The 24,281-nt window shown below is 53.1% G+C and carries 16 protein-coding genes, 3 tRNA genes and 1 other RNA gene; 11 read left to right on the forward strand and 9 right to left on the reverse strand.

Annotated features, from left to right (window positions below; translation table 11 throughout):
• Positions 1–101: 101 nt before the first annotated feature.
• Positions 102–1,745: a hypothetical protein gene (locus AMUC_RS09090; protein ID WP_012420737.1), complete on the reverse strand. Its 1,644-nt coding sequence runs from the start codon at positions 1,743–1,745 to the stop codon at positions 102–104.
• A gap of 144 nt (positions 1,746–1,889) precedes the next feature.
• Here AMUC_RS09090 and AMUC_RS09095 point away from each other — a divergent pair, with 144 nt between their 5' ends.
• The 3 genes from AMUC_RS09095 (at position 1,890) to AMUC_RS09105 (ending at position 3,487) form a co-directional block, all read left to right on the forward strand.
• A complete protein-coding gene (locus AMUC_RS09095) occupies positions 1,890–2,360 on the forward strand; it encodes a RidA family protein (RefSeq protein ID WP_012420738.1) in 471 nt (156 codons plus the stop codon).
• A 69-nt stretch (positions 2,361–2,429) separates the two neighbouring features.
• Positions 2,430–2,512: transfer RNA gene (locus tag AMUC_RS09100), tRNA-Leu, on the forward strand.
• 351 nt (positions 2,513–2,863) lie between these two features.
• The gene (locus AMUC_RS09105; protein WP_256151042.1) at positions 2,864–3,487 is read left to right on the forward strand and encodes a SanA/YdcF family protein; all 624 of its coding nucleotides are present in this window, start codon (positions 2,864–2,866) and stop codon (positions 3,485–3,487) included.
• Between the two features lie 680 nt (positions 3,488–4,167).
• On the opposite strand, the gene AMUC_RS09115 is transcribed toward AMUC_RS09105, so the two are convergent.
• On the reverse strand, positions 4,168–5,091 hold the full coding sequence (locus tag AMUC_RS09115; RefSeq protein WP_012420740.1) for an alkaline phosphatase family protein: 924 nt from the start codon (positions 5,089–5,091) through the stop codon (positions 4,168–4,170).
• Between the two features lie 670 nt (positions 5,092–5,761).
• Between AMUC_RS09115 and AMUC_RS09120 the strand changes: the two genes are divergently transcribed.
• Positions 5,762–6,169 carry a hypothetical protein gene (locus AMUC_RS09120; protein WP_012420741.1) on the forward strand — a complete coding sequence of 136 codons (408 nt, stop codon included), beginning with the start codon at positions 5,762–5,764 and terminating at the stop codon, positions 6,167–6,169.
• A gap of 432 nt (positions 6,170–6,601) precedes the next feature.
• Here AMUC_RS09120 and ssrA read toward each other — a convergent pair.
• Together ssrA and AMUC_RS09130 are read right to left on the reverse strand one after the other, a co-directional pair.
• Positions 6,602–6,961, reverse strand: a transfer-messenger RNA (tmRNA) gene (ssrA, locus tag AMUC_RS12425).
• Positions 6,962–7,042: 81 nt separating this feature from the next.
• Positions 7,043–7,119: transfer RNA gene (locus AMUC_RS09130), tRNA-Arg, on the reverse strand.
• A gap of 212 nt (positions 7,120–7,331) precedes the next feature.
• Between AMUC_RS09130 and AMUC_RS09135 the strand changes: the two genes are divergently transcribed.
• The 3 genes from AMUC_RS09135 (at position 7,332) to AMUC_RS12110 (ending at position 11,216) form a co-directional block, all read left to right on the forward strand.
• Positions 7,332–9,482 carry a RecQ family ATP-dependent DNA helicase gene (locus tag AMUC_RS09135; protein ID WP_012420743.1) on the forward strand — a complete coding sequence of 717 codons (2,151 nt, stop codon included), beginning with the start codon at positions 7,332–7,334 and terminating at the stop codon, positions 9,480–9,482.
• Between the two features lie 359 nt (positions 9,483–9,841).
• A tRNA-Ser gene (locus AMUC_RS09140) sits at positions 9,842–9,934 on the forward strand.
• 559 nt (positions 9,935–10,493) lie between these two features.
• The gene (locus tag AMUC_RS12110; RefSeq protein ID WP_012420744.1) at positions 10,494–11,216 is read left to right on the forward strand and encodes a hypothetical protein; all 723 of its coding nucleotides are present in this window, start codon (positions 10,494–10,496) and stop codon (positions 11,214–11,216) included.
• A gap of 197 nt (positions 11,217–11,413) precedes the next feature.
• Here the strand turns inward: AMUC_RS12110 and sucD are convergent, their stop codons facing one another.
• Together sucD and sucC are read right to left on the reverse strand one after the other, a co-directional pair.
• A complete protein-coding gene (gene sucD / locus AMUC_RS09150) occupies positions 11,414–12,301 on the reverse strand; it encodes a succinate--CoA ligase subunit alpha (protein WP_012420745.1) in 888 nt (295 codons plus the stop codon).
• 21 nt (positions 12,302–12,322) lie between these two features.
• On the reverse strand, positions 12,323–13,504 hold the full coding sequence (sucC, locus tag AMUC_RS09155; RefSeq protein ID WP_012420746.1) for an ADP-forming succinate--CoA ligase subunit beta: 1,182 nt from the start codon (positions 13,502–13,504) through the stop codon (positions 12,323–12,325).
• 201 nt (positions 13,505–13,705) lie between these two features.
• On the opposite strand from sucC, the gene hisD reads away from it, so the two are divergent.
• The 4 genes from hisD (at position 13,706) to AMUC_RS09175 (ending at position 19,720) form a co-directional block, all read left to right on the forward strand.
• Positions 13,706–15,004, forward strand: coding sequence for a histidinol dehydrogenase (gene hisD / locus AMUC_RS09160; RefSeq protein ID WP_012420747.1), 1,299 nt, complete (start codon positions 13,706–13,708; stop codon positions 15,002–15,004).
• A 262-nt stretch (positions 15,005–15,266) separates the two neighbouring features.
• Positions 15,267–16,163 (forward strand): bile acid:sodium symporter family protein, encoded by an 897-nt coding sequence (locus tag AMUC_RS09165; protein ID WP_012420748.1) that lies wholly within the window; start codon positions 15,267–15,269, stop codon positions 16,161–16,163.
• Positions 16,164–16,382: 219 nt separating this feature from the next.
• Positions 16,383–18,050, forward strand: a complete 1,668-nt coding sequence (locus AMUC_RS09170; protein ID WP_012420749.1) for a tetratricopeptide repeat protein — start codon at positions 16,383–16,385, stop codon at positions 18,048–18,050.
• A 77-nt stretch (positions 18,051–18,127) separates the two neighbouring features.
• Positions 18,128–19,720, forward strand: a complete 1,593-nt coding sequence (locus tag AMUC_RS09175; protein WP_012420750.1) for a tetratricopeptide repeat protein — start codon at positions 18,128–18,130, stop codon at positions 19,718–19,720.
• A 369-nt stretch (positions 19,721–20,089) separates the two neighbouring features.
• Here the strand turns inward: AMUC_RS09175 and AMUC_RS12695 are convergent, their stop codons facing one another.
• The 3 genes from AMUC_RS12695 to AMUC_RS09195 all read right to left on the reverse strand — a co-directional run bounded on the left by AMUC_RS12695 (position 20,090) and on the right by AMUC_RS09195 (position 24,007).
• Entirely contained in the window at positions 20,090–20,416 is a 327-nt protein-coding gene (locus tag AMUC_RS12695; RefSeq protein WP_012420751.1) for a hypothetical protein, read from the reverse strand.
• Positions 20,417–20,557: 141 nt separating this feature from the next.
• Positions 20,558–21,922: an exodeoxyribonuclease VII large subunit gene (gene xseA / locus AMUC_RS09190; RefSeq protein WP_012420752.1), complete on the reverse strand. Its 1,365-nt coding sequence runs from the start codon at positions 21,920–21,922 to the stop codon at positions 20,558–20,560.
• Between the two features lie 3 nt (positions 21,923–21,925).
• Positions 21,926–24,007, reverse strand: coding sequence for an AMP-binding protein (locus tag AMUC_RS09195; RefSeq protein ID WP_157738277.1), 2,082 nt, complete (start codon positions 24,005–24,007; stop codon positions 21,926–21,928).
• Between the last annotated feature and the right edge of the window lie 274 nt (positions 24,008–24,281).

Below are 24,281 nucleotides of genomic sequence, written 5' to 3' on the forward strand. Positions count from 1 at the left end.
TTGTAAAATCCTGTTGATTTTCCCCACTTCTACAAAACAAAGTCCGCAGGATCAAGATAATCCTGCGGACTGTATGACGGGAAGGGGGGGAAGGGAAGGCGTCAGGCTTTTGCGGAAACCTCCTCCGGAATATTATTTTCAGGGAGTTCTTCCGCCGGAACGGAGGGGAATTCTTCAGTTTCCGTAACCACGCTGTTTTCTTCAGATGCTTCCTCCCGGGCGGGCGCCGCCTCGGAAGAAGAGGCTGCCTTCTGTTTTTCTGGTGTAGCGGAGTCCGTTGCCGGCGCGTCCTGGCCCTTCTCTTCCGGTTTCCGTTTTTCCTTGGGAGCCTTCTTGGGAGAAGGAGCTTGGGCGGAGACGGTTCTTGGGCGGCTGACAGTGTTATTGGAGAAAACCAGGATATAGCCCTGTTCGGACAGCCAGAGCAGATCACGGACCAAATTCTGCTGTTTTTCCATGGCCTGGGCTACTTCTTCTTCCGAGGCCTTTTCCTGTTCCGGGATTGGGGCCAGCTCTTTAAGCATGGCATCGACGCCTTTGCCGGGATTATTGGCCGCCCAGGTGGCAATGGACATCAGGGAATCTGATAAGACGGTGCCTTCTTCCATGGCCTTGGGGCGTGCCGGGCCGGTGTAATGGTTGCCTTTCCACTTGAAAATAGGCATATGATGCCGGGCTAACCCGTGGCAAAGGTTGGGAATCAGCATGCTGGGATGGCGGCGGGTGGTGCCGGATAATTGGATCAGGTGCGCCCACAGACCGGGAGAGAGGTGATTCTTTTTCACGGCTCCGTTGACGAACACCTTGTCCGTAACGTCATAGCACTCGTCAAAGTGGTTGGATTCGAAATCCTGTTCTACCGCGGCGGGAGATTCCAGAAGCACTTCGGAGGCTCCTTCCCGAACGGGCTTCCAGGCGGTGCGTTTGGAAACGGCTTCCTGCCATGCCTGGACAGCTTCTTCGCTCTTGTCCGTCACAATCTTGGAACGGAAAGCCTCAAAAGTCATGTTGGCAAATTTGGTGCGATGCAGGTTCATCAGGGCGGACTGGTAGCCGTGCCAATTAACGGGACCTATCAGCTCGTTGTTTAAGGAACATTTGGCAATGGCTTTGAAATCTCCTTTTGGAGCTTCCACTTCCTGTTCTACGGATTCGTAATATTTGGGCATCCAGGTGGACTGCCAGAGGTGTTTGACGGCCTCCTGTCGGGAAATAAAGCAGGCGCCGTCGCCATGCTTGCAATGGTACAGATCCGGGCCGTTTTCCTGCTTCATGAATACCAGGTCATAACGGTCGTAGGAACCCATGACCACCTTGGCAAGGTCCAGCAGGGAAATGGTGCGGCGGTGTTTCTGTACTTCCTGGTGCAGGGCAGCCAGGCCGGAATCCACGGGGCGCAGCTCCACGCGCAGGCCTTCCGTCGGTTCCTCCATGGTGGAGCGGGGAGTTTGATCGCGGCGGTTGCGGAGGGAGCCGCGCGTGCGGTCTTCCCGGTTAAACCTTCTTTCGCCGCTTTGACCGTCAACACGACGTTCCCCCCGGGGCTGGCGGCCTTCACGGTTGTCGCGCCGCGGTCGGCGGTCGCCTCCCTGCCTGTCTCCGGACCTGCGTTCCGGGTAGGATACAGGCCGTTCCTGACGGGCTCCCGGTCTCGCCCAGGCCGGACCAAATTGAAAGTCGGCCAAGCCGGAAAGGTCCGGAATCTGCTGCTTGGGGTCTGTGGAAGGAGTTTCGTCGGTCATCATGTACGGGTTGTTTCAATAGCAACTAAATGAGGTGGATGGCAATCATTTTACGTGCAAACAGACCGAAAATTGTTCAAAATGTCATGAAAGGCATCTGGAAATGCAACTATTTCCGGTGTATCCTTTCAACTCAACTTCTGTCAAATGCTCTATATGGATAAAATACGTCAACGACTTTCCGACCTTGGTTACGCCATTTACGATGCTCCCGCTCCCGTAGGCTCCTATGTGCAATGCGTACGCACGGGCAACCTGCTTCACCTCTCCGGCGGCATTTCCGTGAACGGGGACGACAAATACTTTGGCAAAGTAGGGCAGGAGCTGACGGTGGAAGAAGGTCAGGCCGCTGCGCGCGCCGCTATTTTGAATCGTCTGGCCGTTATTGTGCAGGTGGTGGGGTCTCTGGAAAAAGTATCCCGAATCGTGGCCGTGAACGGATTTGTGAATGCCGGCCCGGATTTTTATGACCATCCTAAAGTATTGAATGGCGCATCCGACCTGCTGGTGGAAGCCTTTGGAGAAATTGGCCGCCACAGCCGTACGGCGGTAGGCGTATCCGCCCTGCCGCTCAATGTAGCGGTGGAAATCAGCATGGTGGTGGAAGTTCGTGATTAATATTTAAAAACCGGAAGGGATTCGTGCTTGAATCCCGGCGGCATTCCTGTAGAGTGCCGTCCGGTCAATGCCCCCGTGGCGGAATGGTAGACGCTGCAGACTTAAAATCTGTTGTCCGCAAGGACGTACCGGTTCGAGTCCGGTCGGGGGTACTTTATCGAGATTAAATCTTGTAAATAAAAAGCCCGCTGTTTGCGGGCCTTTTTGTTTTGCTTCAATATCATTTGCTGGCTGATTCTCCATCAATAATTTTTGTTTTCCCGGATGAGTAAAACAAGGATGGTGGTGTTTCGTGGCTATTCTTGTCATGAAATGCAGAAAGCAGAGAGAAGAATGTTGAGTGGAAACAGTTCTGAAAAAAGAGTTTGTAACAGGGCGCCTCAGGCTGAAAAATAGAAATACGGAGTATGAAATTGTTGGGTATCTTCCGGTCTGGAAAATCAGATGGTTCATGGCGCCCTGGAAAAAAGGGAATGCTGCTGGCGTTGAAAATAGCAGGAGGCATGTTTGCGGGAGCGGTTGTGGTATGCGTTGCCGCAGAATGGTACATTTATTCCGTTTCAGAGGGCAGGATTGTTGAGCATTCCAGGGATGTTCCCGTTCGTGCTCCTGTTCTGGTGTTAGGATGCTCCCCAACATTCATGGGGAGCCCTAACGGATATTTCCATAACAGGATGGATACGGCCTCGGAACTTTGGAAAGATGGAAAAGCAACGGTTTTCATCGTTTCCGGAGATAATAGTTCTCATGCTTACAATGAACCGGAATGGATGAAACAGGCTCTGGTGGAACGTGGCGTTCCAGAGGAACGGATTGTATGTGACTTTGCGGGATTGCGGACTTTGGATTCTGTCGTGAGGATGAAGGAAATTTTCGGCGTTTCGACGATGATTGTTGTTTCTCAGGAATTTCATAATGAACGCGCCCTGGCAATCGCAGCGCATGAGGGGATGGCGGCCTGGGCCGTCAGCGCGCCGGATGTTCCCAACCGCCGTTCCCGTATGAAAAGCTGGTTCAGGGAGCGTGCGGCCCGCGTATGGATGATGCTGGACTTGTGGGTTTGGAGCCGTGAACCCCGTTTTTTGGGAGAACCTGTGGTTTTGCCGGAAATAAAAGAGGAAAAATGAACAATACTTCATGCGGCAGGGCTCGTCATAAGATGTCTTTGATGCGGTACGGCAACCCAGAAGGAGGGTGTGCCCGCGCCTCGAATCATTAAATGCTGAATGGTCCAATCATGTCGGCTACGTGGGATGATTTGCCATGAAGATGAACAAGGCCAGAAAGCCTGAGTGAACAATTCGTCATGAAGACGGTCGGAGGTGGTGGCCGTACGTTTCATTGTCCTTCATGGAAGAAACAGGTGCAATCCTTCCCCTTATCTTATGCGTATGGGTGGGCAACGGTTGAAAAAAGGATGGTTGGGAAACATCAGCAAGCTGATGCTCTGGTCGGAATAAGCTTGCCTCCATGTCTTGGGAATAAAACACTCCGGAACAGGTTCTGTTGCGTTTTGATGCGGCTGACGCTCCCTGTTGGAATTCCGTATTTGATTAAAAAGGGGAAAGGATACGGTAAAAATCATTGACTCTTTCCGGGAAAGTGCTATGCAGATTTCAGTGCTTTGTGAAAAGCAGGCTGTTTTATTCCGGCTGTCATGTTCCCTTCTTCTAGCGGTCAGGAAGGCCGTCTCTCCAACGGCAAAGGCTCGGTTCAACTCCGGCAGGGAATGCCATCCGGCAGCCATGTTTTGTTTCCTGCCGTGAAGAGGCGGTAAATTGCATCAGGAAAAGCAAGCTACGGGGAGTTATGATGGAAATACGCTTTCTATGACTTTCCCCGTCCATTCCGGTAGTGGCTTTCCTCCGAATAAATGAAGAAGCATGGGAGCGGTATTGGTGGTATTGTTTGGTTCGGAAATCAGGAAATTTCTCTTAATGCCCGGACCTGAAATTCCCCATGGAACTATCATTTCCGCTGCGCTCGTCCCCCCGTGGCCCTTTCCGATTCCCCCATGATCCGTCAGAAATAGAAAATGCGTATCGTTGAATAAGTCTTCCTGCCTCAATTTCTGAAAAAAGATTCCAATTTGCTGATCCGCCTCTTCAATAGATTGAAGGTATTCTCTGGACATCCAGCCGTATTTGTGCCCCGCATGATCTGTATGAACGGAATAGAGAAAAACCACAGTCGGGTTGTAGCGGTGTTTCTTGACGAATTGGAAAGCCTGATGGTAATTGGAAGCATAGGCGTCGTTTGCCAGGTACTTGATTTCATCCAGGTATTTTTTGTTGAACGGATAGGCAAGAGGTTTCCAATTATAGTAAAAAGCTGTTTTGCAGGAAGGCTGGCATTTTTTCAGGGCCTGGAATACGGAGGGATAATATCCGTCTTCGTCTCTCCGTACGGCGGGGTAGGAGGAATTTGCCGGCGTCCAGTTATTATTGAAGACTCCGTGCTGTTCCGGGCCGCTGCCGGTTAAGTGACTGGTCCAGTTAGGTAACGTGACGGAGGGCATCACAACCCGCGTATCCAGAGAAAAAGCTCCCTGTGACATCATTCCTTTTAAAGAGGGCGCATGCGCCTTTTGAAAACCTTCCACACAAATACCGTCCAGGGAAATCATGATCACTCTTTTGGCGGAATTATCGGAAGTTCTATCTGGTACGGAATTTCTGGGAATGCCGGAATCATATTGTGTAGCGGCAAGGGCTGTATTGCCCGTTGTCATTCCTGCTGCCGCCAGGCCTAATTTATTCAGGAAATTCCGGCGTGTTGTTTGATGATAAGAGTTTTCCATATAAAGTACATACTGTTGGCTTGAAGTATTTTTATCAACGCTTCTGGATATTCGGGAAGCTCATTTCATCGTATAGTTTTTTACGGACAGGGGCCGAATCCGGGTTTCAAAGCAATTTTTCCAATAATTTGTTCCTTTCCTGTGATAGAATGGTTTTATAGAGAAAGGATATCATCATTTATTGTATTCAAATAGTTAAGTGGGTGTGACAATATAGGAATGCTCCGCAGGCTGTCTCATCTGCGATTTAGGCAAAGCATCTTCCATACGCTTCAAACGAGGGGGCATATCATATTTGTTACGGGCCGTATCCTCATCAATGTTGGCCAAAATGCCGGGCGGGAGCGGGGACTTTCAATCTGGACGTTTTACACAGGATGACATTTTCCGCGAGCTGGAGCAGATTTTTCAAGGAAGTGGGTGTTACGCGCTGCCGTGTGGTGCAGTCAGCTCCCTGAAGAAAGATCAGCCGGAGGCAGACAAATATCCCTGATGTTATTCCTCCAACAAGACGGGACAAGCCCGGCAGGTGTGGGTGTTTGCCAGCCATCACGATGCTCGCGCCGCCATTATTAAATCAGCCAATTAGCATAATGATACCATGAGAGAGATACAAATACAGTTTTCCAAGCCCGGTAACTGGAGGGAATTCACACTAACAGCCATCTACCAGGATTCGGATGGATATACCCGCATAGACCGCTATAAACAGAATGATATACCGTCCGGGCAGGCCCCGGCTTTGAGCGCGGCTGTAGCCGTCATTGCAGACATGGAAGAGGACTGGCAAGCCGTCCAGGTATGGGCAAGGCTGGGAAATACCTCTGTTCTCAATAATTCCGCAGAAGACGATGAGGCCGTTGAGTTTCGTGAAGCAGTTCTACTGACGATTGAGGCTGTCAATAGCCTCGGGGGCCGCCGTATTTTTACCCCCGGTAATTATGCGCAGTTCATACTGATGGATTTTGCCTCCATATCGTTTTTCAAGTATTTTACCATCAGAAAATAATAAGGATATCAGCAAATAAGATTGTTGGACTGACTGCATGATTGCGGCAGACTGGGGGATATGTGATGCAGTGTTTTTTCCGGACAAGGCGTTTCCGGATTTATCGATGCATTGCAACAGTTTTAAATGGAAAAGATGTTCCTCCCAGGCAGGAGAGGATCAAAAACAGGGAATCAATGACAGTAACCCCATGAGTGACGTAAAGCAGTTCTTGGTCAACGTTGGGAACAAGAAGGGCCTGGTCTGTCGTGATGCCTCAAAAATTGCAGATTCCCTTATGCTCTGATGTTTATCGGAAAACCTGGATGGAGTATCGTCATGCGGCTTTAAAAATACAGTACATTGTTTCTAAAAGCCGTTATCATGTACTGCGGTTCTATAAAAACAACAACCGCAAGCATTCTATTTCAAACGCTTGCGGTTGTTTTGAAATGGTGGAGGCGACGGGAGTCGAACCCGTGTCCTGAAGGCCATTGATGACAGCATCTCCATGTTCAGACGCATATTGCTGCTTTCGCGGCTGCTTCGCTATGCGTCAACTAGGCAAGCTCGCTAGTTGCCTGTGGAAGTCTCGTGCGTTGCGCGGCAACCCCGCATTGCACCAGCCTGCTGTGTCTTCGTCGTCCCCTCTAGCAGGCGTTGAGGTTCTGACGCGGCTGAACTAATTAGGCAGCCAGAGCAAGGTCGTTAGACTCTGCATTTATTTTTTTAATCGGCTTTTTAGAAGGCCAGCCGATTAACCTTCACATGCAGCCAGCACCGCAGACTTCCAGTCGAAACCATGGCGCCCCCATATGTATTTACCAGTAGAGACAAAAAATCCCGCCGTGATGTTCAGGCAGGAATCATTTTATTTGCTGGCAGTGATGCAAGTGGCACGCCCGTAGGGATTCGAACCCCAAACCTTCTGATCCGTAGTCAGACGCTCTATCCAATTGAGCTACGGGCGCTTTGACTTGCGTCGTGTACCGCGTAAGCGGTGAAGGAAATATAGATTTTTCTTCGGGAAAGTCAAGATGTTTGTAAGATGATTTGAGAAAAAAATCATTTTTCTCTTTTTGGGAGAATAAATTTTCAGAGAAAGAACCGTTAACTGAGGGGTGGAGAAAAAGGGGAAAGGCGTTGCGCCATGGAATGGCCTGTGGCACACTAAACGGAGAAAATGAGCGAGTTCAAGGTGATCAGGTCGCCGATGGAGGCATTGAAGAAGTACTTCGGCTTTTCCTGCTTGAGGGAGGGCCAGGATCAAGTGGTGGCTTCCATTATGGAAGGCCGCAATGTATTGGTCGTGATGCCCACGGGAGGAGGAAAATCCCTGTGTTACCAGCTTCCCTCCTTGTGCCGGGACGGGGTTTGCCTGGTTGTCAGTCCTCTAATCGCTTTAATGAAAGATCAGGTGGATGCTCTTGTCGCCAGAGGGATTCCCGCCACCATGATTAACAGCTCCCTGAGTTTTCCTGAGCAAAAGGAACGTTTGGAAGGAATGAAGAAGGGTGCGTTCAAGCTGGTATATGTGGCTCCTGAACGTTTTGGTCATGAAGGGTTCATGCATGCTCTGGCGGAGGTGGATGTAAATATGGTGGCTGTGGATGAAGCGCATTGCCTGAGCCAGTGGGGGCACGATTTCCGTCCGGATTATCTGAAGCTGGGAAAAGCTGTTGAAATGATGGGGCGGCCTCAGGTGGCTGCTCTGACCGCCACGGCTACTCCGCGGGTGCGGGAAGATATTCTGAAACATTTGGGGCTGGATGATCCGGTGACGATCGTACGAGGGTTTGCGCGGGAAAACCTGCATTTCCGCATTACTGCGTGCGATACGCACAAAGACAAATACAAGAGGCTGTACGAATTGGTGAAGCGTTACAAGACGGGTATTATTTATTGCTCCACCCGCAAAAAAGTGGAGCAGGTATATGAGGCTCTTTCCGATTTTGGATTGAGCGTGACAGCCTATCACGCAGGCATGACGGATGAACAGAGAGAGGAAGCCCAGAACGCTTTCATGAACCGCCATGCGGATATTGTTATTGCCACGAATGCTTTTGGAATGGGCATTGACCGTGCGGACGTCAGGTTTGTTGCCCATTTTGAGATTCCCGGCAGTGTGGAGGCCTATTATCAGGAGGCCGGCCGAGCCGGACGAGACGGGGAGGAGGCTTATTGCGAACTTTTGTTCAACCATGCGGATTTGCGGACCCAGGAATTTTTTATTGAAGGAGTGAATCCGGGAATTCCATTGATTGTGGAGCTGTACGAGTTGCTCAGGAAGCATTGCAGCGCGGAAACCCACGATGTCATGTGGTCTCTGGAGGAAATGGCGGAGCGTCTCAAATGCCGCAATGCCATGCAGGTGGGAGCTGCTTTATCCGTTCTTATACGCAATGGAGCGATCAGCCGTCATGACGTTCCGGGACAACGCGTGAAGCTTACCAGAGTGACGGATCCTTCCGTAAGCGGCTTGAAGATTCCTCTGGATGAAGATGCCCTGCGGGAAAAGGAAGTGAGGGACCGGGAAAAACTGAAGGCAATGACGGAGTTCGCTTATTCCTCCGGCTGCCGTCAGCAATGGATTTTGAATTATTTCGGGGAGGAAGATGGAGTGCCGTGCGGCCGCTGCGACCAGTGCCTGGCCCTGGGCGTTGAGGAAGGCCAATCCCTGGGAGAAGAAGAGACTTTGGTGGTGCGGCAGGCGTTGAGCGGGATTGCGCGCGCATCCGTGCGTTTGGCTGATGGTTCCTGGCAGGGAAGGTGGGGCAGGACGAAAATCATCCAGATGCTCAAAGGGGCGAAAACCCAGGAGTTGTTAAGAACATCCTTGGTCCGGCTGAGTACTTATGGCATCCTTTCCCGATGGAGTGAGGACGATATCCGCCAGTTGTTCCGTGCCATGCAGATGGCGGGATTGACCAGAATGAGCGGGGAGGCGGACCGTCCCCTGATTACCCTGAGTCCGAAAGGAAATGAAGTGATGATGGGGCGCAAGAAGGCATCTTTGGTTTGGCCTTTTGCCCGCCGGGGAAAAATATCCGTATCTATGGAGCAGGCCAGAGTTCGGTCTACGGGAAATTTGGCTGCCCTGGGAGAGTTTGACGAGGATTTGTTTTTGAAGTTGAAGGAGCTGAGGAATGAACTGGCACGGGAAGCCGGGATTCCGGCTTATGCCGTGTTTCATAATTCTACACTGGAAGGTTTGGCTAGGTTGAAACCTACCACCCGCCGTGGTGCTATGAACGTTCACGGCATTGGAGAGCAGAAAGCTGCTCGTTACTTGGATGATTTCCTGGAAGTCATTGCCGAGCATTGCGGGGTGTGAATTTGTCTTTCCGATTTGCTCCAATCAGGCGTACGCCGTCTCTGGAATGTGGTGTTCATGCTGAACTGAGGAACTATTTTTCATGAATTACGGAAAAAATGTTCCATGCTTTGCTAATATATTTGCCGGGAAAATGCGTATTTGTTTGAATAAATTGTTCATCAACATGAATTTGTGGATATTTTGACTCTTTCCAGAAGGTTGTTTTTCTGACCTCATGGAACAATCAAATGAATGGCTGTCTATCCCGATCCAGTAGGATCGAGAAGATTGCCTGATCAATATTTTTGACTGTATTATTTATGTATTGACTTCATTTTGGGAAGCGTGTAGTCTCCTTTCCACACATTACCCAAGACGGAGCGGTGGCTGAGAGGCTGAAAGCACTCCTTTGCTAAAGGAACGTACTGGCAAAACCGGTACCGAGGGTTCGAATCCCTCCCGCTCCGCCAAAACCTTTCTTTTTTTAAGAGCCTGCATCTCCATGGTGCAGGCTCTTTTTCTTTGCAAGCCAGGGGATTAGATGCTGGGTAATTATTTGCTGGTCTGATTGTCTTATTTTAGTTTTTTATTTTTTCATTTGAAGTTGAATAACTTATACAAAAAACGCCGGTTAGGATGCCTAGTCAGCGTTTTTTCTAATATCCTTATTATAGGCATCAGGATAATTATAGGTGCATTTGAAAAAAGGTCTGGACTGGAACCCGTCCCTACGGGTGTTTTTTGTTCATGATGATATAAAATTTTGAATGTACGTCAGTTGTTGCAGGAGATGGATAGGATAAAACTGCCGTGGCTGGTAAAAGTGGAGAGTGCCCGGTGTTGAATGGACACGAACGTGGTTCATGCGCCGGCCTCGGAGTGGTTCACGACTGCACCAGATATGTTAACAGATTCATAATGTGTGGGAAAGGATGGAACAGCCACTTCAGAATGGGCTCTGTCTTTTTTTTAATCTGCGGAAGATTTAACGGATTTTGGAATAATCTGGTGTTATCAATAATCAAGACCATGAATAACAATATTGAAGAACATCCTATCCAATTTGAAGCAGATATGATTCGGGCATTGCTGCAGGAATACAGCACTCCCGGCGAGTACAAAAATCAAACCCGCCGCACAAGCGGCCTGAACCAGTTTAATGAACTCCCTGAAGCTTTGAAAGAAAGAGGGTGGGAGATTCAGGAATTCATAGAAGAGTCCGGCTTGTGGCTGGCTGTTTCCGAGGAAGGAAGCGGAAAGTTTTCAGATATTTTTATCCCGTGGATTGAATGTCCCTACGGGAAAGTTGGCGACCGTTTGTGGGTGCAGGAGGAGATTTGCCATAATAGCCGTTCTGGATGGCTTTATTCTGCTGATGGCGTTTGTTTGCCAATGTCATATCCAGACGGATGGATATTAGAAGATGCCCGCAGGCAGTTTATTCCTTCGATCCACATGCCGCGTTGGGCTTCCCGGATTTTACTGGAAATTACGGAAATCAGAGTTGAGCGGCTTTTGGACATTACGACGAACGATGCACGGATGGAGGGCATTGAATGCGTCTGGAACGATGAAGAAACGGATGCCTGTTTATGGAGGGATTACTCGGGAAAATCTGCGGGGTTGGCTTTTGCCCGGTTATCTTTCTTTTCCTTGTGGGAAAAAATAAAGGGAACCGGTTCCGTTGAACTGAATCCGTGGGTATGGGTTATTAAGTTCAATGTGTTAACTATCAACGGAAATATCAAATAAAGAATGTTAATGTCCTTTGTGAAGAACAAAATAAGAATATGTCTTTTACAGAGGGGGCGCCCACTAAGCGGAGGGAATAGCTTCCGTTGCAATTCAGATAAAATCCGCGTGATGTAGTCAACTCCGTTTTATCATAAAAAAAGCGCCTTCCGGCAAGGGAAGGCGCTGGATATGAAAAGGTGAAAAAGAGGGGGGGGTTACATCCCCTTGTTTTTCATGGCTTCCGCCAGGGCGGCACCCATCTGAGCCGGTGTCTTGGCAACTACAATACCGGCGTTCTTCAGGGCTTCCTGCTTAGCGGCGGCAGTACCTTTGCCTCCGGCAACGATGGCTCCTGCATGGCCCATGCGGCGGCCCTTGGGCGCCGTGGCTCCTGCGATGAACGCGGCAACAGGTTTTTTGCAGTTGTTCTTGATCCATTCAGCAGCTTCTTCTTCTTCGGAACCGCCGATTTCGCCAATCATGATGAAGGCGTCCGTGTTCGGGTCTTCCGTGAAGAATTGCACGGCCTGCTGCTGGGTCATGCCATGGACAGGGTCGCCGCCGATGCCGATGCACATGCTCTGGCCAAGGCCCATGTTGGTAACCTGCCAGACGGCTTCATAGGTAAGCGTTCCGGAACGGGAGACAATACCGATTCTGCCGGGTTTGAAAATGTAGGCCGGCATGATGCCGATCTTGCAGTTGGCGGAAGGATTGACAATTCCTGGGCAGTTCGGGCCGATGAGAGTCACGTCCTTGTCCTTCAGGAAAGTTTTCACCTTCTGCATGTCCTGCACAGGAATACCTTCCGTGATGCAGACGATGAGCTTCACGCCCGCGTCCGCGGCTTCCATGATGGCGTCCGCAGCGAAGGGTGGGGGAACGAAGATCATGGAGGCGTTGCAGTCCGTGGCCTTTTTGGCTTCCGCTACAGTATCGAAGACGGGGACCTTGCCTTCAAAGAGCTGGCCGCCCTTGCCGGGGGTCACGCCGGCGACGACGTTGGTGCCGAAGTCCATGCAGTTTTTGGCGTGGAATGCGCCGGCGCTGCCGGTGATGCCTTGCACGACCAGACGAGTGTTCTTGTCAATGAGAGATGTCATTGTCGTAATAAATAGTGAGGGTTATTTGACTGCTGCCACCGCTTTCTGGGCGGCTTCGTCCAGGTTGTCGGCAGGGATGATGGCGATGCCGCTGTCTGCGAGGATTTTCTTGCCGATTTCCACGTTGGTGCCTTCCAGGCGGACGACGAGCGGGATTTTCATGTCGATGTTTTTCGCCGCGGCCACAATGCCCTGGGCGATGACGTCACAGCGCATGATGCCGCCGAAGATATTGACCAGAAGGGCCTTCACATTCTTGTCGCTGGTGAGGATGCGGAACGCATTAGTTACCATTTCCTCCGTGGCGGAACCGCCTACGTCCAGGAAGTTGGCGGGTTCTCCGCCGTAGTATTTGATGATGTCCATCGTGGCCATGGCCAGGCCGGCGCCGTTCACCATGCAGCCAATGTTGCCGTCCAGGCCGATGTAGTTCAGGTCGTACTTGCCGGCTTCCACTTCACGGGGGTCTTCTTCAGTTTCATCCCGCATTTCCATGATTTCCGGGTGGCGATACAGGGCGTTGTCGTCAAAATTGAATTTGGCGTCCAGGGCACACACGCGGTCATCTGTGGTGACTACCAGGGGGTTGATTTCCACCAGGGAGCAGTCCAGAGCGGTGAAAAGCTTGTAAACGTTGGTGATAAGCTTGGTGGCCTGGCGGAGCAGGGGGCCGGTCAGTTCCAGCGCCACGGCGATTTTGAGAGCCTGGAAAGGCAGGATGCCCAGCGCCGGATTAATGTGTTCGCGGATAATGGCTTCCGGGCGGGTGGCGGCCACTTCTTCAATGTCCATGCCGCCTTCCGTACTGGCCACGATAACGGGGCATTCCCGGGCGCGGTCCTGAAGGATAGCGAAGTAGCATTCCTTTTTGAGATCCACGGCTTCCGCCACCATGATTTTGCTGACCAGCTTGCCGGCTTCCCCGGTTTGCTTGGTGACCAGAACCTGGTTGAGCATTTTGCCGGCAACTTCTTCCACTTCTTCCACGGACTTGACGACGTGGACGCCTCCCTTAAAGCCGTTTTTGAAGGTGCCTTTACCACGGCCGCCAGCGTGTACCTGTGCCTTAACTACGTATTGGGAGAGGCCCATGTTCCGGGCCGTTTGTGCTGCTTCCTGAGCTGTGGAGGCGGCAATGCCCTTGGGGGTTGCCACGCCAAAACGCTCAAAGAGTTGTTTTGCTTGATATTCGTGAATGTTCATGACAGTGGGCCGTTTGGCCAAATGTTTGCGGAAGAAAGGCTAGGCCTATTTTTGGTGTCGGTCAAGGGAGAATGGTTTGGTCTTTTGATTTTTTGTCCGGAGGCGCCGTGAAGCCCTGTTGGAAATCAAAGAGGACAGAAGGCTTGACTGCGTGCTTAAAGATTGGGAAACTTCCTTTCCGTTTTTCTGTAGAGACCTTTTATGAAAATTTACCGTCCTTCCGATACCTGCTTTGACGAGATGAAGCGCCGGATGAACCGCCGCGCACTCCCGGAGGATTCCGTAAGGGATACCGTGAACGCTATTATCCGGGATGTTTCCGTGCGCGGAGATGAAGCCCTGTTTGATTATGCCGCCAGATTTGACAAGGCGCATCTGGATTCTTCCTCCCTGTTCGTAACGGAGGCAGAACTGGCGGAAGCGGAGGCCATGGTGGAGGAGTCTGTGAAGGAGGCCATTGCCGTTTCTCTGGCAAACATCCATTATTTTTCAGACCGCAGCCGCAGGCGGGACTGGTCCGGCGTGAATGCGCAGGGCGTGGAGGTAGCGGAGCGGTTCCTTCCGTACGACCGTGTGGGCATTTATATCCCCGGAGGAAAGGCTCCCCTGGTATCTACTTCCATCATGACGGGCGGTTTTGCTCAGGCCGCCGGCGTGCGGGAGATTGTGGCCGCCACGCCCTGCGGGCCGGACGGCCGGGTGAATCCCGCGCTTTTGTATGCGCTGAAAGCCTCCGGCGCAACGGAGATTGTCAAGATAGGGGGAGCCCAGGCGATAGCCGCCCTTGCGCTGGGGACGGAGAGCGTGAGACCGGTGGAGAAGATTTTTGGCCCCGGCAACCGTTTTGTGGTGGAGGCCAAGCGTCAGTTGGTGGGGGCCGTTGCCATTGATTTGCTGCCCGGCCCCAGTGAAGTAATGGTGCTGGCAGATGATACTGCGGATGCGGAGTTCCTTGCTGCCGACCTGCTGGCGCAGGGCGAGCATGGCCCGGACAGCGTAGTTGTTTTTGTCACCACATCGAAAGCGTTATTGGAGCAGGTGGAGGCGGAAGTGGAACGCCAGGCCGCCCTGCTGAGCCGCGGGTCCATCATCCGGGAGGTGCTGGACAAGCATGCCTACGGTTTTCTGGTTTCTTCCATTCAGGAAGGGGTGGAACTGGTTAATGCTTTTGCGCCGGAACATTTGGTGCTCGTCACGAGGGATGAAGAAGCCGTGCTGAATGGCATCAGGACGGCGGGAGCCATTTACGCAGGCTCCCTTTCTACTGTAGCCTGCGGGGATTTTCTGGCGGGTCCCAGCCATACGCTGCCTACCGGCGGCGCCGGCAAGTCTTTTTCCGGCTTGCGGGCGGATCAGTTCCAGCGCCGCACCAGCGTGGTGCGCATGGACCGGAATGCCGTGCTGAACTCCGCCCCGTATGTGGCAGAGTTCGCCCGGGTGGAGGGGCTGGACGCCCACAACCACTCCATTCAGGTTCGCGCCGCCCGTGTGGACCGGTAATTCCGGATTTTTCCAATTCTCTCCATGATGCAACAGCGGGGAACCAGGGAACGGTTGCCAATTGCAGCAGGTCTCCTTATTGCCGGACATGGCGATATGGGCGTTTCCCGGCATCATGGGGGTGGAGTGACGTCGTCTGTTGAGAGCATGGTAACCGGCTTGCCGATTCATTTGCGAGATTTGTCGGGATGGAACGCTCATCGGATGGGAGGTTTCATCCATTTGCTCGAAAATCCCGCGTAATCGTTTCACCGCATTTCTCATGTTCAAGTCCCTCATCCGCACGTTTGCCATTGTGGCGGCCTTCATCGCGGGGTACATGATGCCCGGTCTGCATGTGTACAGTTGGATGTTCAAGTGGATGCTGATTGTGATGCTGTTCGTAACCTTTCTGGGCATCCGCTTCAAACGCATGAAGCCGGAACGGGCTCACTGGCTCCTGACGGGGGCTAATCTGATGGTCGCCTTGGCGGCATGGGGTGTGTGCCGCCTTGTTTTTGGGGATGGGTATCTGGCACAGGCCGCTTTTTTCGTAGGTATCATGCCTACAGCCACGGCGGCTCCCGTGGTGATGGGGTTGCTGGGCGGCAGCGTGGAGTTTATGCTGACCGCCCTTTTGCTGATTAACGGTATTATCTGCGCCCTGCTGCCTTTCATCCTGCCGGCGGTTGTTGGGCGGGGCGGTTTTGAGATTTATCTGAACGTGGCCCAGAATATTTCCTTGGTCATGTTGCTTCCCCTGGCGCTGGCGCTGGCGGCGCGGCGTTTTTATCCGCGCGCCATTGCCTGGCCCAGGAAGTTGAAAGACGTCACTTTTGGCATTTGGGTGGTGATTCTGGTTTTGATAGCCGCAAACGCCTCTTATGATATTTCCTCCCGTGAGGGCATTTCGGAACGTGTTTTGGAACAGATTGGCGTGATGGCCTTGCTGGTTTGCGGGTTCAATTTCGGGTTGGGATATTTGCTGGGGGGGCGCACGCGCGCTGCGGAGTGCAGCCAGGCATTAGGGCAGAAGAATACCACCCTGTCCATTTATCTGGCTTTGACGTATGCCAGCCCCATTGCCGCTCTGGGCCCCACGTTTTATGTACTGTGGCATAATTTATGGAATGCCTGGCAGTTGTACCGCGTGTCCGAACGAAAGCGCAGGGATGGATGAGGAAGGGGGGGCATCCGGTTCGGCGGAAGTCCCCGGCAGAATTATGGGGATTTCCATGGTCGGAAAAACGGGAGGGAGGGTTCTTTTGAGCCGGTTCCAAGTGACGGCTGGCAGATTGTTGAAGGTTCTTTTTTATCCACTTTCAGGAAAGGCAGAGGATTCCTTCCCGTGCAAAAAGCTTGAAATTCGGAGAACGCCCGGTAACGTTATGCACTTGTTATGCAGGCGTCTTCTCCTTTGCCCCCTCTGTCCCCGCGTACCAAGTGGCTGATTGCCCTGTGCTTGTGCGTGCTTGTGATGTTGCTGGAGTTCCTGACGTACCACATGGCGTACCGCATCGGCTATGATGAAGGGATGCTGACTACTCCGCCGGTGGTGGTGCAGAAAAGCGATGAAAAGGCCATGCAGAATTTGTCCCGCTTCATGGCGGATGTTTTTGCTTCGCGCGAGAGCCTGGCCGGCATTCTGGACAACCGGGAGGAACGCCTTGCATGGATCAGGGATCCGGAACTGCGGACAGAAACTGCCTGGGGTCTCACCCGTGAGCTGATTAGCCGGGGTGGCGTCGTTCTTGCTCTTCCTGCGGCCAGGGAATTAATTGACGCCGGATACGCCGCCGGGCACTATCGGGTATGGGCTCCCCGTGCGGATGCCGTGGCAAAGGCTCTGTTGGCGGAGCACCAGTACACTTCCGCTTACGATTATTTGAAAACCGCTGAGGAGGGATATGAGAAGGAAGGAATGGCCGAGCCGCTGGTGCGGACGCTCCAGACCATGAGTTCCATTGACCAGATGCTGAACAGGAATGAACAGGCTAATATGTTGCTCCAGCGTGCGGTGGATGCCGCCGCGCATCTGGGGCCGGATGCCCTCCCTGTCAGGTCCAGGCTTTTAGCCGCCCAGGGAAGGCTGGCACGTACTACGGGACGCATTCCTGAATCGCGCGAGTATTTCAAGAAGGCTCTGGCTCTTTGTCCTCAGCCGGACAAGACCACTGGAGACCTGGCCCTGGCCAGCATCAGCATGGGGGAGGCCATGCTGGAAGCCGGCAGGAAGGATGAGGCACGGGAATTGTTTTTAAAGGGCCTTTCCGGTTCGGAAAATGCCTCTTACCTGTTGAACGACTGCCTCAATGCCCTGCGCGGCCTGGCCCGTATTTCTACGGAGCAGGGGAATTATGAGGAGGCCCTGGCTTATCTTTACCAGGCGGAAGGCGCTGCCCGCGGCGTGCTGCCGGCGGACCATGCCTTTTGGGCCGGGTTGTATGATCAGAGGGGGTGGGTCAACATCTTGCGCAAGGCCTCTCCGGAAGCCCGGGCGGATTTTTTAAAGGCCATTGCCAACAGCTCGGCTTCTCCCGTCATTTCCGCCCAGTCCCGCGAAGGGCTGGGCAAGGCATGGCTGGATGCCGGGGAGGGGGGCAAGGCCAGGGAGAACCTGGAAAAGGCTCTTCAGTTGCGGAAGTCCCATTTCGCCTCGGATCTTCTGTCCCTGGGCCGCGTATATTATTCCCTGGGGCTTGCCAGCGATATGGCGGGGGACAGGGAGGGCGCCCTGATTGCCTATGCCGGAGCGGTGGATTCCCTGCTGAAATGCGTGGAGGGGGCGGAACGCAGGGATTTGCTGGTTCAGTCTTATTTATGTAAGGCGTACGCTCTGTGTGACGGAGAACAATGGAAGGAGGCGGCAGAGGCTTTTGAGGCGGTTCTTCCCATGCTGGAAGGGGAACAGAGGTCGGAGAATTACAAACAGCTTGGACGCTGTTATGACGAACTGGGCATGAAGGAGAAAGCGGATGACTGCTGGAAGGAATCCGGTTTTCCCCGGGTGCGCATGGCATCCCCCGGGCGCAGACCCTCCGTGAACTCCAGATCTTCACGGAGGTAGGATGCGAGGGGCTTCGTAAGACGTTGCGAGGCGTTTATTTTGCTTGATTTGTGCCGTCTTTTTGGCTCAATGCCTGCATGAGTTCCGAGCGCCATTTTTCCAGTAAGCCCTACCGCCCCGCACGCAAGAAAAAGTCTTATTGGAAGCCGGTCCTCTTTTTGATCCTCCTGGGAGGACTCTGGTTCGGTTATATCCAGTACTGGCCTACGATAGAAGGGTGGTTCAAGCCGACCATCCATGAAGTGCACAGCCAGACGCAGGCCATGGGGCATTTGCAGGATATGCTGGCTTCATGGAACGGTTCCGATGCAGAGCTGGCGCAGATGGCATCCTCCGTGGACAAGCAGGTGGAATGGATGAATTCTCCCGAAGCCAGAGATTCCTTTGCATGGCTTCTGGCGGTGGAAATGGACCGGCGCGGCATGCTGAAAGAATCCGAACCTATGCTGGCTGCTCTTCTGGAAAAAAAGCTGGCTGCTTCCTCCTCCATGGCGGCGGAGGACCATACCCGCCTTCTGGGCGTCAGCCTGAACTGGGCGCGGGAATTCGCCCGCCGCAAGCATGATGCTGTGGCGGAAAAGCTTTATGAAGTGATTTTGAAAAATACGCCGGAAGACCAGGTTTCCATCCGTTTAGCGTGCTTGGAGCCATTAATCCATTATGCGTACGACCAGGCCAGGTTTGAGCGTTTTTCCGCGTTGTGCAAGCAGGCTGTTTCTCCTGTCATGAGGAGCATGCTGAATAAGCCGGAGGATGTGAAGAGCATGGTGAAAATCCTGTTGCTTCAGGATACCCTGCCAGACAAGACCACCGGGTTGCCCGGTGGCACAGGGAGTGCGATTGCACGGGAGCTTCTTACTAAATTCCGCCTGACCGCCAATCCGGACATGGGCCGCATTATTCTGAATGAATTGAAGATGCCGCTGAACACGCGCCGGAAGTATTCCCAGGAGGAATTGAAGACCATGGCCGACCAGCTGGAAGCGGCCCTGATTTGCTTCCGTGCAGCTGAAACGGAGATGGACTGCACGCCGGAGACAATGCTTGCCTTGGCACGGGTAAGGATGCAGATGGGGGATTTGAGAGAGGCCTCCCGCCTGCTGTCCCGTGCAGAAGGGGCAGCCATGACGCTTGGCGTGGATGCTCCCCGTATTTTGAGCGGCTCCAGCCTGAGCCAGGATATTGCGTCCATGCGGTCCCAGCTTGAAAAATACAGCCAGGCAGAGGCTTTGGTGAAACGGGCTTATGAAGATGTGAATGTTGCCGCAGCTTTCCTGAAGGCGCGGGATTACGATCAGGCGGTGAAGTATCTGGAGCAGGCAATGAAAGTGGCTCGTGAAAATACCACGTTTGTTCAGGCTCTTCAGCCGGTCATTCTGAATCTTCAGGCGGAGATAAGCGCCGGCAGGGAACAATGGGCTCTGTCGGAGTCCCAATATGGAAAGTTGATTGCGGAGTGGGATGCGTTGACTCCGGAAGATAAGGAAAAACTCCGGAACAATCTGGCCTCCATCCAGTTGGGAGAGCTTTACAATGAAATTCACCGCAACTGGGCTGGTGTGTGCCTCAAGCAAAAACGAACCACAGAGGCCCGCAGGGTGCTGGGGAAGATAGGAGAGGTGCCGGCTGAAGAACCGGAGAGGCCTGCTTCGCGCCGACGCCGCAGATAGCAGACCCCTTCCTTCAGTTAGGCCGTTCCTTTTTTGGAAAGGCAAAGTTCTCCATTGGCAGATGCCGGAGGGGCTCAGAGTTCCCAGAGGCTCCGGTCGGGAGCTTGACCAAAGCGGGATACCTGCGGTCAGCTACGTGAGGCTGAAGGGGCTTTTTAAGGAAATGTGCCGCTTTAATCTCCCTTGGCGTCATCAAAGAGCTTTGGCACAGGTTCCGTTTCCCTGTATCGACGGGTACCCGGCATTCCGGAGAGAAAAAATGGATTTTAGGTCCTCAACAAACTATATGCCTCTTTTTGGGGCAAATGTAACGTTTCCGGTATGCTCCATACTCTCAAGCAGAGCTGAAAAACAGCTTCTGCGGAACCTTCAGCTGCGGACTTTGGCTTTCTGCCTTACATGGCTGAGAGCCCTTTTTCCATGAACCATTTTTTCACGGCGGTCAGCTGCGGATTGACGGCGGGAGCGCACAGTATATTTTGCGAAAATTTGGCTAACCGTAAGGTTGCCCTGTTCGAAAAGTTTGAAAATATTATCTCTCACCCTCATGGCTTCCTGAAGCGCCGCGTCAGCGCCCCCGTATTGAGAATCGGAGAAATAACGGGTGAATAAACGCTTGTTCTTACAGATCGCCAACCGATAGCCCTGAAAGGCCGTTGTTTCGTAAGTGTAACGGGTGATGTTTTTACAAGGCATATGAACAGAAGTTATGGGACCGGGTGATAGAAGCAGTGATAAACTTCTATTAGAATAAGTTCCATTTCCTGTAAAATCCAGAAAAAACACAATTTGTTAGATTGAGTGCAAAAAATGCACTACTAGATGCTTGTGGACAGGTTATTGTGGCGTGTCATCCCTGACATAAAAACAACCGTCGGAAACACGGATTTTCAATTTTTCCCCTGCATGCACCTGGTTTGTCTGCCGGATAAGCTGCTTATCCTGGTTTTCCACCAGGGCATATCCGCGGCGCAGGGTCTGTTCCGGGCTGTGTGCTTCAAGACGTGCTTGAATAAGAGTGAGTTGTGAAGATAAATCCGTCATGCGGGCGGCGGCAGCATGGGATAAACCGGCCTGAAGGGAAGCCAGAAGCTGTGTACGCTCCCGGTTCCTGTGGGCGGGATGGCGCATTTGCAGTTGATGTTCCAATTTGTTAATATGCAGCGCATTATGAAAAATTCTCGTGGTTGCGGCATTCTGCAGAGTTTCTTCCATATCGTCCAGGCGCTGAGAATAAGGAGAGAGCAGGGAATACGCATCCAACAGTTTCCCTCGCAGGTAAACATCCAGTTTCAGCTTGGAACGCAAGAGGGAATGCCGAGCGGATGCATGAAGAGCCTGTTCCATTCTGGACAGCTTGCGGAGCCATTCGGGGCCGTCCGGTGTGGCCAGTTCCGCGGCTGCAGTGGGAGTGGGAGCGCGCAGATCCGCTACAAAATCGGCAATGGTGAAGTCCGTATCATGACCCACTGCGGAAATCACGGGAACGGTACATTCGTAAATGGCGCGCGCCACCGTTTCCTCATTGAAATTCCACAAATCCTCAATGGAGCCGCCGCCGCGGCCTACAATGAGCACGTCCACGGGAGGGAGACCGTTAAAGGGGGCTCCGGACCAAGCGCGCACGGCTGCGGCTATTTCGTGCTCCGCTCCTGCCCCCTGCACGCGTATGGGCAGCAGATAAGCCTTCACCCACGGGGCGCGGCGTTCCAATACGTGCCGCATGTCCTGGATGACGGCGCCGGTGGGGGAGGTGACGATGCCGATGGCGCGGGGGAACGTGGGAATTTTCTTTTTGTGTTCCGCATCAAACAACCCCTCGCGCTGGAGTTTGGCTTTCAACTCCAAAAAGCGAGTCTGCAAATCTCCCTGTCCTGCAGCTTTTACCTGCCTGATGACCAGCTGGAGTTGCCCCCGGTCCGGGTATACGGTGGCGCTGCCCAGGACATGGACTTTCATCCCTTCCTGGAGCCGTATGGGGCATTTGGAAGCCGCTGCCTTGAAAAAGGCGCAGAAAATTTCCGCTCCCTGTTCCTTCAGGGTGAAATAAACGTGGCCGCTGGTGTGATGCTTGACGTTACTCAGTTCTCCCACCACCCACTGGGTGCCCATAGCGATGCTGACCGTGTCCCTCAGGCGGTAAACGAGCTGTTTGACTGTGATGGGTTTGGGCGCGGCGGGCGTTTCCTCCGGGAATTCCATAAATTACGGTTCAAAGGGGATGTTCAGCGCTTCATACGCCAGCATCCTGCATTGCTTGATATCCAGCTTGCCGGATGGGAGCACCGGGATGCGTTCTACGGGAATAATCTCCTTGGGGCACCAGAGGGCCGGCAGACCCTGGTCAATCAGGCCGTGCCTGATGAGGGTTCGCGCCTGGTGCACGTAATCCGTCACCAGGGTGGTGAGCAGGGCTACGGCTTCCCCTTTTACGGGATCCGGAATGGTGACGACGGCTATCCGCCGTTCTTCGTCCGCCGGATCCAGATTCCAAATGTTCATAATGGCTGCTTCCAGGGCTTCATGAGGCACCATTTCCCCGCCTATTTTGGAAAAGCGGGAAATGCGTCCTTCAATCTTCAGGAAGCCGAATTCGTCTGCGGAACCTATGTCTCCGGTTTTTAGCCAGCCGTCCACGAAAATATCGCGATCCGTCTCCGGACCGCCCAGATAGCCGGGAAAGATGTTCGGTCCTTTCAGCCAGATCATGCCGGAAGTAGTGATGGGAACCACGCGTCCCGTGTGAGGGCTGGTGATGCGTATGGCGATTCCGGGAAGGAGGGCTCCTACGGAACTCTTTTTCATGCCGGGAATGAAGTCTCCGGCGGCATTGGATGGCGCCGGGTCAATGAAGTTGACGGAACAGACGGGAGAGGCTTCCGTCAGGCCGTAGCCTTCACATGGAATAATGCCGAATTTTTCCCGGAAAGCGATGGAAAGGTCTTCCGGCAGTTTTTCCGCGCCAACGATCAGGTAGCGGACGGTTTTAAAGGTGTCCGGTTCGCAGCGTTTCATGAAACCGCGCAGGAAAGTGGGCGTGGTGACTACCAGACTGATTCCGTACTGCTTGATAAGGGCTCCCAGCCGTTTGGCCTCAAGAGGGGAGGGGTAGGTGACCATGTCGTACCCGCCGATCATCGGATACCATAGCCCGATGGTGATGCCGAAGCAGTGGAATACGGGCAGGCTTCCCAGAAACCTGTTTTGCGGTTCCAGCGTAATGCGGGAGGAACATTGAGAGATGTTGGAAAGAAGGTTATGGTGGGTCAGCGGCACGCCCTTGGGTTCCCCGGAAGAGCCGGAAGTGAACATCAGAACGGCTTCGTCCGCGCCTGTAGGCGCGTCCAGCCCCAGTTTTTTAATCATGAACCCCGCTGTCAGGAATTTGATGGCGAGGCCCCAGCGTTTGGCGGAACCTTTAAGCAGGGGAATTTCCCGCTCCATGAGGATCAGATCCCGCTGGGGGGGCCACGGGAAATTCTGGAGCTTTCGCATGAAGGTATCCGCAGTAATAAACCAGTCCACGCCGGATTGCTTTACAGAGCTGGCAAAGGCTCCTTCCGAAGCGGAATAATTGAAATTCACCGGTGTTTTCCCGGCGAACAGGCAGCCCAGATTGGCTATGGCCGCTCCCTTGCCCGGCGGAAGAATGATGCCGACCCGGCGATTCGAGGTAATTTTTTTCAACCTCTTGGCAAAGGCTACGGAAATGGCCAGCAGCTGGCCGTAAGTCAGCGTAGTGTCATCAATGCCGTCGATGACCCGGCAATCGGAATGAAGTTTGAGGCTGCGGAAAAGGAGGGCGGACAGGGAACCGTGGAGCTGAGGCAGCGTGGCGTATGCCTGGGCGGAACATTCCAGCCACGCGGAGGTCAGGCGTGCTGCCATCTCGGCCCCGGGGGCCAGTTTGGGGAGAATATGTATCTGGATGTCCGCCTGGGCGTCCGTATCGGCCTCCGCATCCAGCACGGAGTTCGTGTAAAAACCGGCATAGACCGGTACGGGGGAAATATGCAGGGCTTCCAGGGCCTTGATGACCCGCGGAGGAATTTGGCTGATGGAACCTTTCACATGGGAGACGGGACCGGGCAGAAATACTACTCTTCTGCCTTCGTTAATGCGTTCCATGATGGCGGAACGCAGCGCGACAGGGTCGCTGCCTCCGGCCTGGAACAGGATGCCGTCCGCTTTAGTGGATTCCAGATGGGAGGCGGTGGCCGTATCCGGGGGGAGACCTTCTTCCACCAGGTAGGTCATGCGGTCCCTGCCCAGTTCTTTTTCGAACATCAGTAGGGTTTTATAAGATACTTTGTTGAAGATCAACAGATCACCTGAGTCGGATAAATTGGAGGAACCAAAAATGGCCATGGGAAAAGGATAAAAAATTTGCTTGAAGCATTTTAGCAACTTGAAGAACCGGGAGCAAGGAGGAAAGGTGCATTCCCGGTTGCTTTTCCTTTATCCGGATCGGTCTCGGAAGCCTTTCCCGGCTCGGTACGTTTTTTATGGGAAGAGTATTGTTTTTCATGGGATTGTCTGGATTTGGCGTTATCTCCTGCGA

The organism is Akkermansia muciniphila ATCC BAA-835 (assembly GCF_000020225.1).
Lineage (GTDB): Bacteria > Verrucomicrobiota > Verrucomicrobiia > Verrucomicrobiales > Akkermansiaceae > Akkermansia > Akkermansia muciniphila.

What these genes read in the sequence shown, in the direction of transcription:
- AMUC_RS09195 (WP_157738277.1), bottom strand. Translation starts at nt 24,007, where the DNA reads ATGTTCGAAAAAGAACTGGGCAGGGACCGCATGACCTACCTGGTGGAA.
- AMUC_RS09170 (WP_012420749.1), top strand. Translation starts at nt 16,383, where the DNA reads ATGCAGGCGTCTTCTCCTTTGCCCCCTCTGTCCCCGCGTACCAAGTGG.
- AMUC_RS09165 (WP_012420748.1), top strand. Translation starts at nt 15,267, where the DNA reads ATGTTCAAGTCCCTCATCCGCACGTTTGCCATTGTGGCGGCCTTCATC.
- hisD (WP_012420747.1), top strand. Translation starts at nt 13,706, where the DNA reads ATGAAAATTTACCGTCCTTCCGATACCTGCTTTGACGAGATGAAGCGC.
- xseA (WP_012420752.1), bottom strand. Translation starts at nt 21,922, where the DNA reads ATGGAATTCCCGGAGGAAACGCCCGCCGCGCCCAAACCCATCACAGTC.
- AMUC_RS12110 (WP_012420744.1), top strand. Translation starts at nt 10,494, where the DNA reads ATGAATAACAATATTGAAGAACATCCTATCCAATTTGAAGCAGATATG.
- AMUC_RS09135 (WP_012420743.1), top strand. Translation starts at nt 7,332, where the DNA reads ATGAGCGAGTTCAAGGTGATCAGGTCGCCGATGGAGGCATTGAAGAAG.
- sucD (WP_012420745.1), bottom strand. Translation starts at nt 12,301, where the DNA reads ATGACATCTCTCATTGACAAGAACACTCGTCTGGTCGTGCAAGGCATC.
- AMUC_RS09105 (WP_256151042.1), top strand. Translation starts at nt 2,864, where the DNA reads ATGTTTGCGGGAGCGGTTGTGGTATGCGTTGCCGCAGAATGGTACATT.
- AMUC_RS09115 (WP_012420740.1), bottom strand. Translation starts at nt 5,091, where the DNA reads ATGACAACGGGCAATACAGCCCTTGCCGCTACACAATATGATTCCGGC.
- AMUC_RS09090 (WP_012420737.1), bottom strand. Translation starts at nt 1,745, where the DNA reads ATGATGACCGACGAAACTCCTTCCACAGACCCCAAGCAGCAGATTCCG.
- sucC (WP_012420746.1), bottom strand. Translation starts at nt 13,504, where the DNA reads ATGAACATTCACGAATATCAAGCAAAACAACTCTTTGAGCGTTTTGGC.
- AMUC_RS12695 (WP_012420751.1), bottom strand. Translation starts at nt 20,416, where the DNA reads ATGCCTTGTAAAAACATCACCCGTTACACTTACGAAACAACGGCCTTT.
- AMUC_RS09095 (WP_012420738.1), top strand. Translation starts at nt 1,890, where the DNA reads ATGCTCTATATGGATAAAATACGTCAACGACTTTCCGACCTTGGTTAC.
- AMUC_RS09120 (WP_012420741.1), top strand. Translation starts at nt 5,762, where the DNA reads ATGAGAGAGATACAAATACAGTTTTCCAAGCCCGGTAACTGGAGGGAA.
- AMUC_RS09175 (WP_012420750.1), top strand. Translation starts at nt 18,128, where the DNA reads ATGAGTTCCGAGCGCCATTTTTCCAGTAAGCCCTACCGCCCCGCACGC.